Genomic DNA, 14,170 nt, shown 5'->3' with positions numbered 1-14,170 from the left:
CCAGCACACCCCGGTCCGTCCCATGGACTGGCGGATCCCCAGCTCCTCGCAGGTCTCGAACAGCGCTCTCGACGTGTACTGGGTGCCGCGATCAGCGTGAAACACAAGGTCATCTGGGACATCGCCGCGCAGGGTGTGCGCCATCCGCAGCGCCCGGTCAACGAGACCGGCGTCCTGACGCTCGTCCATCGCCCAGCCCAGAACGCGCCGGGAGTGCCCGTCCCGGACCGCGGCGAGGTAGAGCCAGCCCTCGCCGGTAGGCAGATACGTGATGTCGCTGATCCAGATCGCATCGAGGCGTCCCTGATCCCACTGCCGCTGAGCGTGATCCGCGAAGCCCCGGCCAGCGGGATCTTGGATCGTTGTCACCGGAGTGAACATGCTCGGGCTGATGCCCTCCAGTCCCTGACGTCGCATGGACGCGGCGACGGTCTTACGGTCGACCACGACGCCCCTGGCGGCGAGCTCACGGGCGATCCGGGGTGCCCCGTAGACGTCATCGGAGGCCCGGAACTGCTCACGCACGGCCTGGTCGATTACCTCCCGCCGCTGAACCCTTGGCCCGGGGCCATGCTGGCGACGGCGCTGCCAGGCGTAATAGCCCTGACGAGTCACGCCCAGCAACCTGGCCATGCGGGTGATCTCGAAGTTCGCCTTCTCCGTATCCATCAACTCGAACCGTTCCGTCGAGGTGGCTTCGACGCGAAGAAGGCGGCTGCTTTTCCCAGGAACTCATTGTCCGTCTCCAGCTCATGGACCCGCCGCCGCAGACGCTTCAACTCTTCCCGCTCCTCGGCCGCCAACGTCACTTCCGGGCCCGGAGCCGGGCCCCGACGATCACGCTCTTGCTGGACCCAGCCGCCCAGCAACTGCGCGCCCACGTCGATCTCCTCGGCCACATGCGCGATCGGCCGGTCCGTATCCAGCACCAGAGCCGCTGCCTCTCGGCGGTACTCCGGCGTATACCTCTTCCGCTTGCTCATGACGACAACCATCCCGCAGGCCAGCACGACCCGCTATCTCAGGCGTCAACATCAGGAGGGTATGCCCAGACCCGACTGTGGGGTTTGGGGTGGGGCTGCGTGCCGACGGGTGACGAGCACGCCCGACGCCGGCGGACGGCGGTGAGGTTGCACGGACCGGCGGCACCCACTCGGGCGGCGGCTTTCCGAACTGGTCCTGCCGCGCACGGCTCTCCCTCGATCCAACACGGATGTTCAATTTTTTCGCGTGTTCCAGCATGTTGAACACGTGGAACCGAATGAACATGTCGAGGGTGCCACGGCAGCCGTCATCAATAGCGTGCTCGAACATCTCTACGAGCTGGGCGTCCAGCCCGGCTGGCGGCACGGCATGAGCCTCGAGGGACGTCTTTCCTCCGGCATCCTGACGGTCGACGCCGGAGCGGGAGTGCACGAGTTCCCTGCAGTAGGCACCGCGATCGTCAGCCCGGCCGAACTCACCCTCCTGCCCCACGACGAGACAACGATCCTCCTGACCCGCCACATCACGACCGGACGGGCGGAATCACTCGCTGGGCGAGGGTGGGGAGGGTACGCGGATTCGACAGGCAACGCGTCGCTGTGCGCACCCGGAATGGTCATCGGCGTCACGGGCAAGCGCGACACCGGCGCAGGCAAGGCACCTCCCGCAACTCCGTTCACGCGTGCGGGCCTCCCCGTCACCTTCGCGCTGCTCATGGCGGATGAGCAAGGAGGACGGCCCCGGCAGCGCGAACTGGCAGGTTCGTCCGGAGCATCGATCGGCACTGTCAATCGCGTCATCCGTGCACTGCGGGAGCGCAACCCACCGATGCTCGACGAAAGCAATCAGGTGCTCCGCTCCGCCGCACTCGAAGACGAATGGGTCGCTGCACACTCGACGCTGCAACCACGCGTCTGGCCTAAGGAGCGATTCACCAGCGACATCTGGAAAGACCCCTCGGACCTGATCCCCGCCCAACTGTCGGACGGTGCATTGCTCGGCTCGGAGCTGGCCGCCGCTCACCTCGGCGCCCCGATCCGGCCCTCGGGGGCCCTGGTCCACCTTCCGCCCGAGGCCCGCGGCCCGCGGCCCGCCGGGAGATTATCCGCCGAGGCCGCCTCCGCCGAGCGGACAACGGTCCGATAAGGCTCCGCCCCACGTTCTGGGAGAAGCCTCCTGTCGGGGCGGACGGGATCGCCCCCAAGCCGTTGCTCAGGGCGGACCTGCTGCTCGAGGACGATCCACGGATCGATGAGATCTGGACGCATCTCTTCGGCGACAGAACATGATCGACCTGACTGGACGCACCGATGTCCCCATTGCCGAAGAGGTCCTCGCCGAGCTGGCTGCCAGGTGCCGGGCACTGGATCTCGAGGGCCTCGTCGTCGGCGCCGCCGCACGCGATCTTGTGATCCATGCTCACCAGCGGAGCGACCCGATCCGCGCGAGCCTCGCCGTCCAAACCTCGGCGCAGCGTCGTCCTGACCTGACGCGGGTGAGACGGCCCGGCCCTGCCTGTCGCTCCGCCGGCAGGCGGCGTCGGCATCCGCCCCGCTCGACCTCCCGCACGCCACCTGATGGAATGGACCGATGAGCCGACGCCAGAGATCCCCCGGTCCGCGCCGCCCGCACCAGCACGAGAGCGCTCGACACAGCGCGCGGCGCGCCCACGCCCCTGCAGAGCCCTCCGAGGACAATCCGCTGATCCCTCTCCTGCGTCCCGCTCTGCGCGATCGTGACATCACCGCGTTCTGGGTCACCGCGGCTCCGATCGTGGAGATGGTGTCGGAGAAGGCACCGCCGGCCGGCCTGCCCGAGGGTGTCGATCTGTTGCAGACGTTCATCGAGATCGACGTCGCCGAGACCACGGCCCTGCTCCACATGGTCGCAGCGGTGAGCACCCAGGAAGATCTCCGCCAGCGGGCGCTCACCGCGTTGTCCACGAGACGGCAGCCGATGCCCCCGCAGGTGCAGGGCATCGGCCAGGCGGCCGTCGGCGGCTCGACGGTGTTCAGCGACACCGCGGGTGACAACCTGATGATCGAGATCGCGCTGCCGCAGGCGGTGCGTGCCGTACTCATCGTGTACATCGCGCGGGACCCGCTGCCGTATGTGAAGGACGCCTTCGTGGTCGGCGCACCCCTGCGGCAGATCCATGCCGACTACCGGCGCATCATGGGCGAGGACGGCTATTCCCTGGATGACGTGCTGGAGGTCCTCTCCCCCGAACAGACAGGCGCGTGCCTTGCCCAGGCCCTGGGTGCGACACCCGCAGGTGCGGAATCCCCGGAGGGCGGCGGCGAGCAGTGGCCGATGCTGCGGCCGTTCGTCGAGTTCATCCGTGGTCTCCTGCCGGCCAGCGGCCCGGGATATGACGGTGGCGGGCACATCATCGGCTCCGAGGAGCGCGGCCTCGTCGCCGAGGACGAGCTGGCCGACGGTCGGGAACTGCGTGACGGCGAGTCCGGATTCGACCCCGACGGCGGATCGCCGCCGTGGATCCTCGAGGACGGCACCGACCTCGTCGAGGACTTCCTCGCGTCGCCACAGGCGCGAGCCGTCGATCAGGGCGACGCGACCGCGCAGCTGGCGATGTTCCTGTTCCTCGTCGCGTCGGGCGCGACCGGTGATCCGCTGGGCTGGACCGCGGAGATGAGCGAATGGGTTGCCGGGGAGATGCTGCCGACCAACCCCGTGCTCTCGAACGACGCGATGGACGAGGTCCCCTCCGTGCTCCCAGCCCTCATCACCTGGGCGCACACCCGCAGTGGCATCGCACCGGACCGTACCCTCGCTGTCCTCGAGGTGGTCTCCCCGCTGCTGGCGGAGCTCCCGGCCCGGCGCGCGGACCCCCGCAAACGGGCACGTCGCCTTGAGGAGAACGTGGAGTACGCCCTGGAGAGCGGTGATCCCCGCGAGGTGCGCCGCGCGGACCTCGCCATGCGGGTGGGCGGCTACGAGGAACTGGAGACCCTGGAGGTCGCGCCGTTGCCGGCCGAGCTGCTCGTGCTGGACGGAATCGCGGAGGATCTGCACGCACGACTGCGCGAGATCGACGCCCACCTGGTCGCCGGCCTCGACCGTCTCGCCGGGAGCCACCTCGAGCTGGGCGGTCCTGTCATCGGGGACGAGTTCCTCACCGCCTGCCGTCGGCTCCTGGCACGCGCTGCCCGGCTGGATCCCGTGGCGTTGCGACGGAAGGCGAGCACCCGGATCACCGCCGGGACCCTCGCGTGGATCATCGGCCGTGGCAACGACCTGGTGGGGCATCCGCCTTCCCCGCTGCGGGCCGGCGACCTGCTGCGCGCCTTCGAGATCGCCGGCTCCCCGAGCCAGCGCTCAGACACCCTGATGCGGGCCGCCGCCCTCCCTCGCTGTTTCGTCGGCGTGGCCCTGGGCGATGCTGAGCTGCTGACCGCCTCGGCACGGCAGGGAATCCGTCGGACCCGCGACGTGCTGGACGCCGACGAGGCGGATCGATAGGAGCGGTCGCCACGGGAGCACGACGACCTATCCCCGCCCGGGCAGGACCTTCAGCCCGAACTGCTGCGCCGCCTCCGCCAGCTCGCGGTCGAACGTCGCGATAGCGGTCATCGCCTCGCCGTACAGCAGCGCCGTGGACAGGTGCAGGGCATCCATCGCACGCAGACCCGAACGAAGCGAGAGGGCATGGTCTATGACCTCGCCGTCGACCGCATCGAGGTCGATCCTGGCCACGATCGCATCGACGTCCGCGTGGGAGCCGCCGCGGCGATCGACGGTCGCATGGAGTTCGACCTCGAGGAGCCGGGAGGAGAGCAGTGCCGCCCCGTCCTCGAAGAGGCTCTCGACCTCCACCACCCCGGGCTCGCGGCTGAGCAGCTTGTAGGCCGCCGAGGTGTCCAGATAGATCACGACCGCTCCCCGCGCATGTCCTCGATCATCTGCTCGGTGCTCCAGTCACGGATCGGCGTGGAGATCGCCGGGGCGCCGCACTCCGAGGCGGGCTGCAGCGTGCCTCCGGCCAGGCGCCGTGCCCGCCTGTCGGACTCGACCGGGGCGATGCGTGCGATCGGCTGCCCGCGATCCGTCACGATGATCTCTTCGCCCGCCTGCACGCGTGCGAGGACCCGGGCGGTCTGCTGGTTCAGTTCGGTGCGCGTCACGTGGACCATGGGACCACCGTACTCGCATCTACTAGTTCTAGTACAGAACGATTGTGGAGGCGGTGCACAGGCGAGGTGCGCCCGCCCCTACGGCGCCACGTTGTAGTTCTCGCGGAACAGATTCCCCGGGTCGTAGCGCTGCTTGATGCCCTGGAGCCGGCGGTACTTCTCCTGCCCGTAGATGGCGCGGGTGAAGTCGGTGATCGGGCGGGTGTACTCGCGGGCCCGGAAGTTCACGTACTCACCGTGCTCGCCGAGCTGCCGCATCGCGGCGCGGGCCTGCTGGGCGTAGGCGGTCAGGCGTTCGTCCTCCTCCTGCCCCTGCCAGAAGCCGTAGATGGTCATCCAGAAGCGGGCGGTGCGGTTGGGAAAGGCGGTCGCCTCCTCGGGCACGCGGGCGAAGGCGCCGCCGAGATGGTGGATGTCCACGCCGGTGCCGCGGCCCGGGATCGCCTCGGCGATCCCCAGGATCGTGTCCAGGGCGTCCTCGTCCATGCTGCTGAACGCGATGTTGCGCCAGAAGCCGCGGGAGCCGTCGGGGTACAGGTCATCCACCGCACTCTGCCAGCGGACCCAGTCGATCGGGCCCACGGTCTGCTCATCCGGCGGTGCCGCCCGGCGCAGGCGGTCCAGCAGGGCCTGGCCCTGCTGCTCGTTCTCGCCCACGTACACCCCGCGGATGATCAGCCAGGTCTCGTCGGTCCCGGCCGCCTCGGGGGCGGGCATGAACGTCACGATCGTGGTGAGCTCGTCGGGGAGGTTCCTCGACCACAGCTCGAAGGCGGCGAGCGCGCGGCGCCAGTACGGCCTGCGGTAGTACAGGCTCACGCCGAGCACCGGATCCGGCAGTTGCACCGCCTCGAAGGTGAAGGCGGTGACCACGCCGAAGTTGCCTCCGCCTCCGCGCAGCCCCCAGAAGAGGTCCGGGTGCTCGGTTGCGCTCGCGACAAGCTGCTGCCCGTCGGCGGTGATCACCTCGGCGCTGACCAGCCTGTCCAGGGCCAGGCCCGCCCGGCGGATCAGCCAGCCCACACCGCCGCCGAGCGTCTGCCCGGCGATTCCGGGCCGGGACACCGTGCCCAGCGGGACAGCCAGGCGATATGGCGCGGTCGCGGCGTCGACGTCGGCCGCTCGCGCGCCGGGAGCCACCCTCACCCGCTGCGTCTGCGGATCGACGTGCACGTCCCGCAACTCTCCGAGGTCGAGCACGATCCCGTCGTCCACCGTGCCGAGGCCCGCGATGTTGTGGCCGCCGCCGCGCACCGCGAGCGGCAGCCCGGTCACCCGCGCGGCTTCCAGCACCGGGGCCACGTCCGCGACCGACGTGGCCCGGACGATCACCAGCGGGTACCGGTCGATCATTCCGTTCCAGACCTTGCGGGCCGTCTCGTAGTCGCCATCGCCCGGCTCCAGGCAGTTGCCCTCGACCGCTTCGCGCAGCCGCTCCAGCGCGGCGCGTGCCTCGGGAACGGGGTGACTATCGGTCATATCCATCGCGTGAACTCCCTGCGCCGAGGAGCGGGCCGGCCGGCCGGCCGCGCCGATCGTGCTCCTGACAGTAGCCCCGCAGGTCGCGCGGGACAACGGCAGAAGGTCCCTCACCCCGGGGTCGTCGAACGCGCACGGTCGGTCGTGCCGAGCCGCGAGGTGCGGCCCACCAGAGCACCGGGGTGCAGAAGAAGGGCGATCGGATCGCCGAGGGGCGTGAGATGCCCGCTGGGCGAGCCGTCCCAGCACGCATCGGGCACACCGGTAAGGTCGCGGGGTGCCCAGCCCTCGTCGATCCAGTACCCGCCGACGCAGCGGGTCCACCCGCCGGAAAGGCTCGCGGCAGTCGCAGCGGCCGTTGCCGGTCGCCGGCCCGGGCGAGCGGCTGTGGGTGCTCGACGTCCCCTACGGGACCCAGGTCGAGGGCGCCGCCTGGCATCCCAGCGTGAAGATGCACCTCTACGTCGGCCGTTCCCTGCCCGCGCACCTCGCGCCCTACGCACCCGGCCCGCACACCCTGGGCCGGTTCCTCGAGAACACGCTCAACCCCGATGATCCGACGCCCCCTCCCGAGCCGGCCGAGGATCTCGAGCCCCGCCAGAACCAGTACGAGGCGGCCGACGCGATCGCGCAGCGCGCCGCGGCCGGTGGCCGGCAGTTCCTGCTGGCCGACGAACCGGGCGTGGGCAAGACGATCTCCGCCGTGCTCGGCGCGAGCGCGGTGGGCGACCTCCGCGGTGCGAAGCGGGTACTCGTGGTCGCGGACAGGCCCGCCGCGATCACGATCGGACACTGGTGCCGCACCATCACCGCGCTGGGCGACAGCGGCCTGGAATGGGTGGTGATCACCTGGGACCGCCTGGAGAAGGTCACCGACTACGAGTGGGAGGTGATCATCGCGGACGAGGCCCACGCGCTGCGCCGGACCACGACGAAGCGGTGGAAGCTCTGGTCGCAGATCGCGGGCCACAAGCAGCCCCATGACACAGCCCCGTTCCTCATCGCGACGACCGCGACGCCCGGCCACACCCCGCTCGAGCTGCCCTATCTCGCTCCGGCCTACGCGCAGGCGCACGACGAGCCGATGAAGGACTGGATCACGGCGACCCAGCCCGCCGCCACGTTCACCGCCGCGCTCGAACGCCACGGGGTCGGCGTGGAGCGAGGTGGGCGCTACGGCGCGACCTGGACCACGGACGCGCAGCGGCGCGCTGCGGATCTCACCCTCGTGCGCGGCTGGCTCGAGGACGCCCAGCCCGCCGCAATGCTGCACCGCGCGGCGCCGTGGGGGCCGGTGCCGATCTCCGGGATGCCGGTGACGCTCACACCGACCGAGCGGAGCGCGTACGAGGCCGAATGGGGAGAGTTCTGCCGCGAGATGGACATCGCCCGGCGCGGCCACAACACCGCCAAGGGCCGGGCGGCGCTGCTGCGCTTCCGGCAGAAGGCCGGGCTGATCCGCGTCGACTCCACCGTCGCGTGGATCGCCCAGCAGGTCGAGGCCGAGAGGCAGGTGGCGTGCTCGGTCGAGTTCGTCGGGACCGCCGCCGACCCGATCGCCGAGCGTCTGCGGGATTCCGGTCTCGAGGTCGCCACGATCTACGGCCAGGGCCGGTTCGACGTCGAGGCCGAGCGGCTCCGGTTCCAGACCGGGCAGGCGAAGGTCTGCGTATTCACGACGGTCGCCTCGATCAGCCTGCACGCCGGCGAGACCCTCGAAGGCGGTCGCCAGGCGTGCACCGAGCCCCGGGTGGGCGTGTTCCACCAGGCCCGCTTCTCGGGCATCGCCGGCCGACAGGTCACCGGCCGCACCCACCGCGACCAGCAGGTCTCCCCCTGGCACATCGCCTACGCCGAGAACACCGTCGAGGAGCAGGTCAGCAAGGTGATGGTGGAGCGGATCGCTGCAGCGTCGGACACCGTGGGCGGCGACACGGCGGGGCTCACCGATGTCGCCCAGCTGCTCGGGGCGGACTGGCTGCCGGCGGCGAGCCTGACCGCGGACGGCGGCTGACTCCACGCACCGCGGCGATCCTCATGTCCCTGCGTGGTGACTGCGTTGCCGCCCTGACTCCCGGGAGCACGAGCGCACGACCCTAGGGCTCGAAGAGTTCGCCGCTGGGCTGCACCAGGCGGTCGTCACCATCACGGCGGCATGCCCCGGCTGCACCCTCACCCCAGCGCGAGCATCCCCGCCACCATCACCATGGTCAGCGCCACCAGTGCGTCGAGCACCTGCCAGGAGCGGGGCCGGGAGAGCAGGCGGCCCAGGTGCCGCGCCCCGAGGCCGAGGGCGGTGAACCACACCGCGCTCCCGGCGATCGCCCCGGCGGCGAAGAGGGGCGCCTCGCCGCCGTGGGTCGAGGCGATCGAGCCCAGCAGCAGCACGGTGTCGAGGTAGACGTGCGGGTTCAGCCAGGTCAGCGCGAGCGCCGTCGCGAGAACCGGGCCGAGGCTCGCCCCCCGGCCGGTCCCGTCGACCTGGAGCGACTCGCCGCCGTGCAGGGCGCGCCGAGCGGCGAGGACCGCATACCCGAGAAGGAAAGCGACCCCGGCCCAGCGTGCGGCGACGACCACCTCGGGCACGGCGCGCACCAGGGCGCCGAGCCCGCTGGCCCCAGCGCCGATGAGCACCGCGTCCGAGGCGATGCACACGGCCACCACCGGCCCCACGTGCTCGCGGCGCAGCCCCTGGCGGAGCACGAAGACGTTCTGGGAGCCGATGGCGATGATGAGGGTGAGGCCGGCGAGGAAGCCGTGGAGCGCTGTGGTCACTCGATCGACGGTAGATCGCTCAGAGATGAAGCACCAGCAAAGCTTTGTAAGCTTTCTGAAGCACTGCTTCATCTAGCATGCAAGGATGCCGATCGATCCCGCTCTCGCCGAGACCCTTCGCGTCGTCGCCGAGGAGGGGACGCTCGACGCGGCAGCACGGCGTCTGGTCATGACCCCGTCGGCCGTGAGCCAGCGCCTGAAGCTCCTCGAGCAGCAGCTGGGGCAGCGCCTGCTGGTGCGCGCGCGGCCGGTGCGCCTCACCGAGCCCGGCCGGGTGGTGGTTCGCTTCGCCCGCTCCCACGCCCTCATCGAGCAGGAGGCGCGCGCGGAGCTGGGCCTGGAGGCCCAGGGCGAGCATCCTCGGATCGGGATCGCGGTGAACTCTGACTCCCTGGCCACCTGGTTCATGCCCGCTCTCGCTCGTTTCGGCCTGCACCACGACGCCCAGCTCGAGCTGCAACGGGAGGACCAGGACGAGACCGCACGCCTGCTCACCACGGGCGCGGCGATGGCGGCGGTGACCTCGGCGGCGTCGGCCCCGCCGGGATTCCGCGCCATGCCTCTGGGAAGCTTGGTCTATGTCGCGGTCGCCTCCCCCGCCTGGCATCGACGATGGGCGGGGCCCGACGCACAGCCCGGCCCACCCGGACCCGAGGTACTCGCCCGCTCGCCGCGCATCGACTACGACGCCCATGACGATCTGCAGGCCACCTGGCTGCGAGGACAGGGCGTGACCCCGGCCAGCGCTCCGCGGCACCTCGTCCCCTCCACCCACGAGCTCGCCACCGCCGTCGAGGCGGGGCTCGGCTGGGCGATGCTGTTCACCCGGCAGGCGGAGCTCCTGCTCGGTCGCGGAGCCCTGATCCCACTCGGCGGCGACCCGGTGGCCACTCCCCTCTTCTGGCAGGTAGCGCGCACTCCCTCGCCGCTGCTCGAGGCGCTCACCGAGGCCGTGCTCACTACGGCGCACCGAGAGCTCGAACAGGATGACGACGGCGACAGGCGAGCCCCGGACAAGGTGGAGCAGCGGATGTCCCGAGAAGAACCCCGGCCAGCAGACACGCTTTCACCCGGCCGACGCCACTCCTGAACGATCGCTCGACCCGGACCCCGCGATATCGATCGGGTTCACCGGGGTTCGGGCCTGAGCATGGAGTACGACCTGATCCCCGGGGAGCCGGTCGTGGTCCACGAAGGCTTCTCCGCGGGGCACACCGTCTCCACGGAGTGGGCCCGCCCGCGATCGTCGATACCGCCGATGCCGTGGCCCATCTGATCCGCCTCGGCTACGGTGACCAGATCCTGCTCAGCCACGATCTGTTCCTCAAGCAGATGTGGAGCAGCATGGGCGGTGGCGGATTCGTCCTCGTGCCCACCGTCTTCCTCGAACTGCTCGTCGCGCGCGGTGTGGACCGCGACCGGGCGCAGCAGCTCATCACCACCAACCCGCAGCGATATCTCGGAGGAGCGCACCGATGACCGAGCAGAACCGGACCGGCGAGGGCCGGATCCTCGTGATCGGATCCGTGAACGTCGACCTCGTCCTCGGGGTGCCCCGGCATCCGGAGCCGGGCGAGACCATCGCCGGCACCGGCTCACGGCGCTCCCCGGGCGGCAAGGGCGCGAACCAGGCCTGCGCGGCAGCCCGCCTGGGCGGCGACGTCCGCTTCGCGGGCCGCACGGGCAGCGGGCCCGACGCCGATCTCGCACTCGACCTGCTGCGCCGCGCCGGCGCGGACCTGACCGCCACGACCGAGCTCCCCGATACGGAGACCGGGCTCGCGGTGGTCACCGTCGACGAGGCGGGCGAGAACAGCATCGTCATCATCGCGGGGGCGAACGGCTCCTGGACCCCGCAGGACATCGAGAAGCTCCGGGCCGAGGTGTCGGAGAGCGATCTCGTCGTCTCCCAGGGAGAGATCCCGGCCGCCGCCGTGGATCAGCTGGCGCAGCTCTGCGCCGAGACCGGCACGAGATTCCTGCTGAACCTGGCTCCGGTGATCGACGTCGCCGAGAGCACCCTCGCCAGGGTGGACCCCCTCGTCGTCAACGAGTCCGAAGGACGCCTCGCTCTGACCGCGCTGACCGGTGCAGACGCGCCCGACGACGACGTGGCCACGGTGCGCCGGCTGCGGGAGGCAGGCGTCCGATCCGTGGTCATGACGCGCGGCGCCCGCGGCGCGATCCTGGCCGCCGACGCAGAGATCTCCGAGATCGGCTCCCCGACGGTGCAGGCCGTGGACACGACCGGCGCCGGAGACGCCTTCGTCGGCGCCCTGGCACTGGGCCTCGCCCGCGGCGAGAGCGCAGCCGACGCCTGCCGCCGCGCAGCGCGCGTCGGCGCCTTCGCGGTGACCCGGCACGGAGCGCAGCCGTCGTACCCACAGCAGGAGGACGTCCTGCCGGGGTGATGCCCGGGGCGGGCGCACTGCTCGAGGCGCTCTGGTCGCGAGCCTTCTGCCTGAACCAGAGCTGAGCAGGGTTGCGCGGTCTCGTCGCCGGAAGAAGGACGTGAGACGATCAGCTCACGAGCTATCGACCCGGAGGAGCGTAGATGCTGTCCATCGACAGGGACACCATGGGCGATCTGGCCCGTCGACATCACGTGGTCCGTCTGGTCGCCTTCGGCTCGATGACGACCGACGCGTTCGATCCAACACGCAGCGATGCCGACTTCCTCGTCGAGTTCTCCGCGTCGTCGCCCTCCCCCTTCGAGGACTACTTCGGGCTGAAGGAGTCCCTGGAATCCATCCTGGATCGCCCCGTCGACCTCATCTCCCCGACCAGCCTCGAGAATCCGCACTTCGCAGAGTCCGTCGCCCGGACTGCGGTCGAGATCTATGCAGCCTGACGCAGCCGCCCTGATCTGGGATGCACATCGCGCAGCCCGTCGAATCCGGGAGTTCCTCGCCGGTCGATCGCTGCAGGAGTACCGAGAGAACGTCCCTACGGCAACCCTGCTCGGGTGAACTCGTCCTGCAGGGCGGGGCGACGCCGGTTCCGCTCACGCATCTCGCGGACGTGCCGGTCGAAGTGCTCGAGTCCGCTGGCTCTCCGCGCGACATCACGGGCCTCGTGCAGCAGCTCTGCGGCACATCGGTACGCCGAGCGCTGCGCTCCGTCGACGGCGCGCTCCGCCTCTCGCATCAGGAGCGGGAGAGCGTCTGAAGGATTCGTCCGAGCACGCGCACGGGCCAGCTCGAGCCACAGGCTCGAACGGCATCCGCCCTCCTGCGCAGCCTCCCACGCACCGTCGATATCCCCCTCCCACAGCAGGGAGGAGACCAGCGCAGTGCAATCCCCTCCGCGAGAGCACGTGCCCAGCTCCTTGAGCACGGAAAGCGCTCGGTCACGCCAGCGCGTGAAGTCTGCGCCGGTGCCGCTCTTGAGGCTTCTGTACGTGAAGGTCCCGGGTGCATCGGTGAAGTTCTTCCACAGCAGCTCGCCCGCGAGATCCACACGGCCCGCCTCTCGATGGATGCTGGCAGCAAGCTCCAGCAGGCTCGCGTCGGAGCCACACGTCCCAAGACCACGGTCGATCCATTCCAGCGCCGCGTCCGCACGACCTTCCCGGTGCAGAAGTCCGGCGATGCGCAGGTAGTCATGGGACACCTCAGCGTGTTCCGTGAGCACCTCGATCAGCTGGTCCGTCCCGCCGAGCACCTCGGCGACCTGCTCCCGCAGGTACCGCACCGCGAACCGCCCGCCGTCCTCCTGCTCACCGCGAGCGGGCAGCCCTCTCCATCGCTCCGCCAGCAGGTCTCGATAGGTGTGCAGGCCACCTTCACCCAGGATCTCGGCGTACTCCGAAGCGGCATCGAAGAAGACTTCCGTCCAGCTGTCCACCGCCTGCTCGACGAGAGTGGCGGCGAGAGCGTCGGGATCAGGGGCCACCGACTTGCTCGCCCGCAGATGGATCTCCTCGATCTGCTGCAGAACCATCACGAGCCCGCCGTCGGAGTCATCAGCACACTGGCCGAACTCGCCGACCAGATCGAGAGCGAACAGCGTCAACCGGGCGGCTGAGGCTGCGAACCCTTCCTCGATGAGTTCCCCGACCTCGTCGAGCACCTCGCCGATGCCCCAGAAATAGTCTCCGGCGTCCCGGTAGTGCACGAAACCCTCGACAGAGAAGGCTTCGACCAGCGCCGATCTCAGCGGCGCCTCATCGAACGCCGTGGCCGCCGGTGCCCCGGCCTCGACGAGCAGTCGCGCGCGGAGCATCGCATCCACTCGAGTTGCCGCCAGCAGCTCGCCCACCAGCCTGCCCACCGGCAGCTGCGCGAGATGGGCACGAAGCAGCTCGTCCTCCTCGTCACCTGCTCGTGGCTCAACGTCTCGTGTGCCCTCCCCGGATGCGGAGCCGACGACGGTCACCTCGGGCTCCGGGGAACTGGATCCGGACACATCTGGGGTGTCCTCGGAGTCCACCTCCAGCCAGCGCAGCAGCACGGCGACCATGTGCTTGCAGACGTCCCAGTCCTCCGCGAAGGGACAGGTGCAGCTACCGAGGAATCCACGCTCCGCCAGCTCGATCTCCACCTCGTAGTCCTCGGATCCGGTGACGACCGCAGCGACATGCCTCGTGGTATGCCCGAGCAGGCGCACTCGCCCGTCGGCCGCGTAGCGACGGCCGCGTTCGAAGAGGACGTCACCCACCCGGTCGCTGAGCACATCCACAGAGATCTCCGACTTCCGCATACGGCAAGTCTGACGCACCCCTCTGCCCAGGGAGCCCCCCGACCAGGACGTGGGCGATCAGCGGTGCACATCGCGTT

15 protein-coding genes are annotated in these 14,170 nt (G+C 70.2%); 8 read left to right on the top strand and 7 right to left on the bottom strand.

Translation table 11 applies throughout. The annotated features are described in order from the left end of the window. Both ACT3UL_RS16695 and ACT3UL_RS16690 read right to left on the bottom strand, forming a co-directional pair. Positions 1–669 (bottom strand): IS3 family transposase (locus tag ACT3UL_RS16695; protein WP_444579501.1); only part of this gene is annotated, 669 nt, incomplete at its 3' end. Then, entirely contained in the window at positions 669–983 is a 315-nt protein-coding gene (locus tag ACT3UL_RS16690; protein ID WP_444579500.1) for a transposase, read from the bottom strand. The genes ACT3UL_RS16695 and ACT3UL_RS16690, both read right to left, overlap by 1 nt. Positions 984–1,251: 268 nt before the next feature. Between ACT3UL_RS16690 and ACT3UL_RS16685 the strand changes: the two genes are divergently transcribed. From ACT3UL_RS16685 to ACT3UL_RS16675, 3 genes are all read left to right on the top strand, one after another. Beyond that, positions 1,252–2,130 carry a hypothetical protein gene (locus ACT3UL_RS16685; protein WP_444579499.1) on the top strand — a complete coding sequence of 293 codons (879 nt, stop codon included), beginning with the start codon at positions 1,252–1,254 and terminating at the stop codon, positions 2,128–2,130. After that, positions 2,085–2,273 (top strand): type IV toxin-antitoxin system AbiEi family antitoxin, encoded by a 189-nt coding sequence (locus tag ACT3UL_RS16680; RefSeq protein WP_444579502.1) that lies wholly within the window; start codon positions 2,085–2,087, stop codon positions 2,271–2,273. Before ACT3UL_RS16685 ends, ACT3UL_RS16680 begins: the two co-directional genes overlap by 46 nt. Positions 2,274–2,574: 301 nt before the next feature. Further along, complete coding sequence (locus tag ACT3UL_RS16675; protein ID WP_444579498.1) at positions 2,575–4,467, top strand: hypothetical protein; 1,893 nt, start codon at positions 2,575–2,577, stop codon at positions 4,465–4,467. A gap of 27 nt (positions 4,468–4,494) precedes the next feature. Here ACT3UL_RS16675 and ACT3UL_RS16670 read toward each other — a convergent pair whose 3' ends face one another. The 3 genes from ACT3UL_RS16670 to ACT3UL_RS16660 form a co-directional block, all read right to left on the bottom strand. After that, entirely contained in the window at positions 4,495–4,878 is a 384-nt protein-coding gene (locus tag ACT3UL_RS16670) for a type II toxin-antitoxin system VapC family toxin (protein WP_193119478.1), read from the bottom strand. After that, the gene (locus tag ACT3UL_RS16665) at positions 4,875–5,138 is read right to left on the bottom strand and encodes a type II toxin-antitoxin system Phd/YefM family antitoxin (protein ID WP_193119479.1); all 264 of its coding nucleotides are present in this window, start codon (positions 5,136–5,138) and stop codon (positions 4,875–4,877) included. The genes ACT3UL_RS16670 and ACT3UL_RS16665 overlap by 4 nt, the downstream gene beginning before the upstream one ends. A 78-nt stretch (positions 5,139–5,216) precedes the next feature. Then, positions 5,217–6,623, bottom strand: a complete 1,407-nt coding sequence (locus ACT3UL_RS16660; RefSeq protein WP_444579497.1) for an FAD-binding oxidoreductase — start codon at positions 6,621–6,623, stop codon at positions 5,217–5,219. 271 nt (positions 6,624–6,894) lie between these two features. On the opposite strand from ACT3UL_RS16660, the gene ACT3UL_RS16655 reads away from it, so the two are divergent. After that, positions 6,895–8,631 (top strand): helicase, encoded by a 1,737-nt coding sequence (locus tag ACT3UL_RS16655; RefSeq protein ID WP_444579496.1) that lies wholly within the window; start codon positions 6,895–6,897, stop codon positions 8,629–8,631. Positions 8,632–8,789: 158 nt separating this feature from the next. Here the strand turns inward: ACT3UL_RS16655 and ACT3UL_RS16650 are convergent, their stop codons facing one another. Next, the gene (locus ACT3UL_RS16650; protein WP_444579495.1) at positions 8,790–9,392 is read right to left on the bottom strand and encodes a LysE/ArgO family amino acid transporter; all 603 of its coding nucleotides are present in this window, start codon (positions 9,390–9,392) and stop codon (positions 8,790–8,792) included. An 85-nt stretch (positions 9,393–9,477) separates the two neighbouring features. Between ACT3UL_RS16650 and ACT3UL_RS16645 the strand changes: the two genes are divergently transcribed. The 4 genes from ACT3UL_RS16645 (at position 9,478) to ACT3UL_RS16630 (ending at position 12,243) form a co-directional block, all read left to right on the top strand. Continuing rightward, positions 9,478–10,482 (top strand): ArgP/LysG family DNA-binding transcriptional regulator, encoded by a 1,005-nt coding sequence (locus ACT3UL_RS16645; protein WP_444579494.1) that lies wholly within the window; start codon positions 9,478–9,480, stop codon positions 10,480–10,482. Between the two features lie 173 nt (positions 10,483–10,655). Beyond that, a complete protein-coding gene (locus tag ACT3UL_RS16640) occupies positions 10,656–10,871 on the top strand; it encodes a hypothetical protein (RefSeq protein ID WP_193119183.1) in 216 nt (71 codons plus the stop codon). After that, positions 10,868–11,803 carry a ribokinase gene (locus tag ACT3UL_RS16635; RefSeq protein WP_444579493.1) on the top strand — a complete coding sequence of 312 codons (936 nt, stop codon included), beginning with the start codon at positions 10,868–10,870 and terminating at the stop codon, positions 11,801–11,803. Before ACT3UL_RS16640 ends, ACT3UL_RS16635 begins: the two co-directional genes overlap by 4 nt. A gap of 143 nt (positions 11,804–11,946) precedes the next feature. Continuing rightward, positions 11,947–12,243: a nucleotidyltransferase family protein gene (locus ACT3UL_RS16630; protein ID WP_441463017.1), complete on the top strand. Its 297-nt coding sequence runs from the start codon at positions 11,947–11,949 to the stop codon at positions 12,241–12,243. Positions 12,244–12,338: 95 nt separating this feature from the next. Here the strand turns inward: ACT3UL_RS16630 and ACT3UL_RS16625 are convergent, their stop codons facing one another. Continuing rightward, a complete protein-coding gene (locus ACT3UL_RS16625; RefSeq protein ID WP_444579492.1) occupies positions 12,339–14,093 on the bottom strand; it encodes an SWIM zinc finger family protein in 1,755 nt (584 codons plus the stop codon). Positions 14,094–14,170: the final 77 nt, after the last annotated feature.

This window comes from Brachybacterium sp. 107, assembly GCF_052379725.1.
Lineage (GTDB): Bacteria > Actinomycetota > Actinomycetes > Actinomycetales > Dermabacteraceae > Brachybacterium.
The sequence above is the reverse complement of the archived record's forward strand: the minus strand, read 5'-3'. Positions and strand labels throughout refer to the sequence as shown.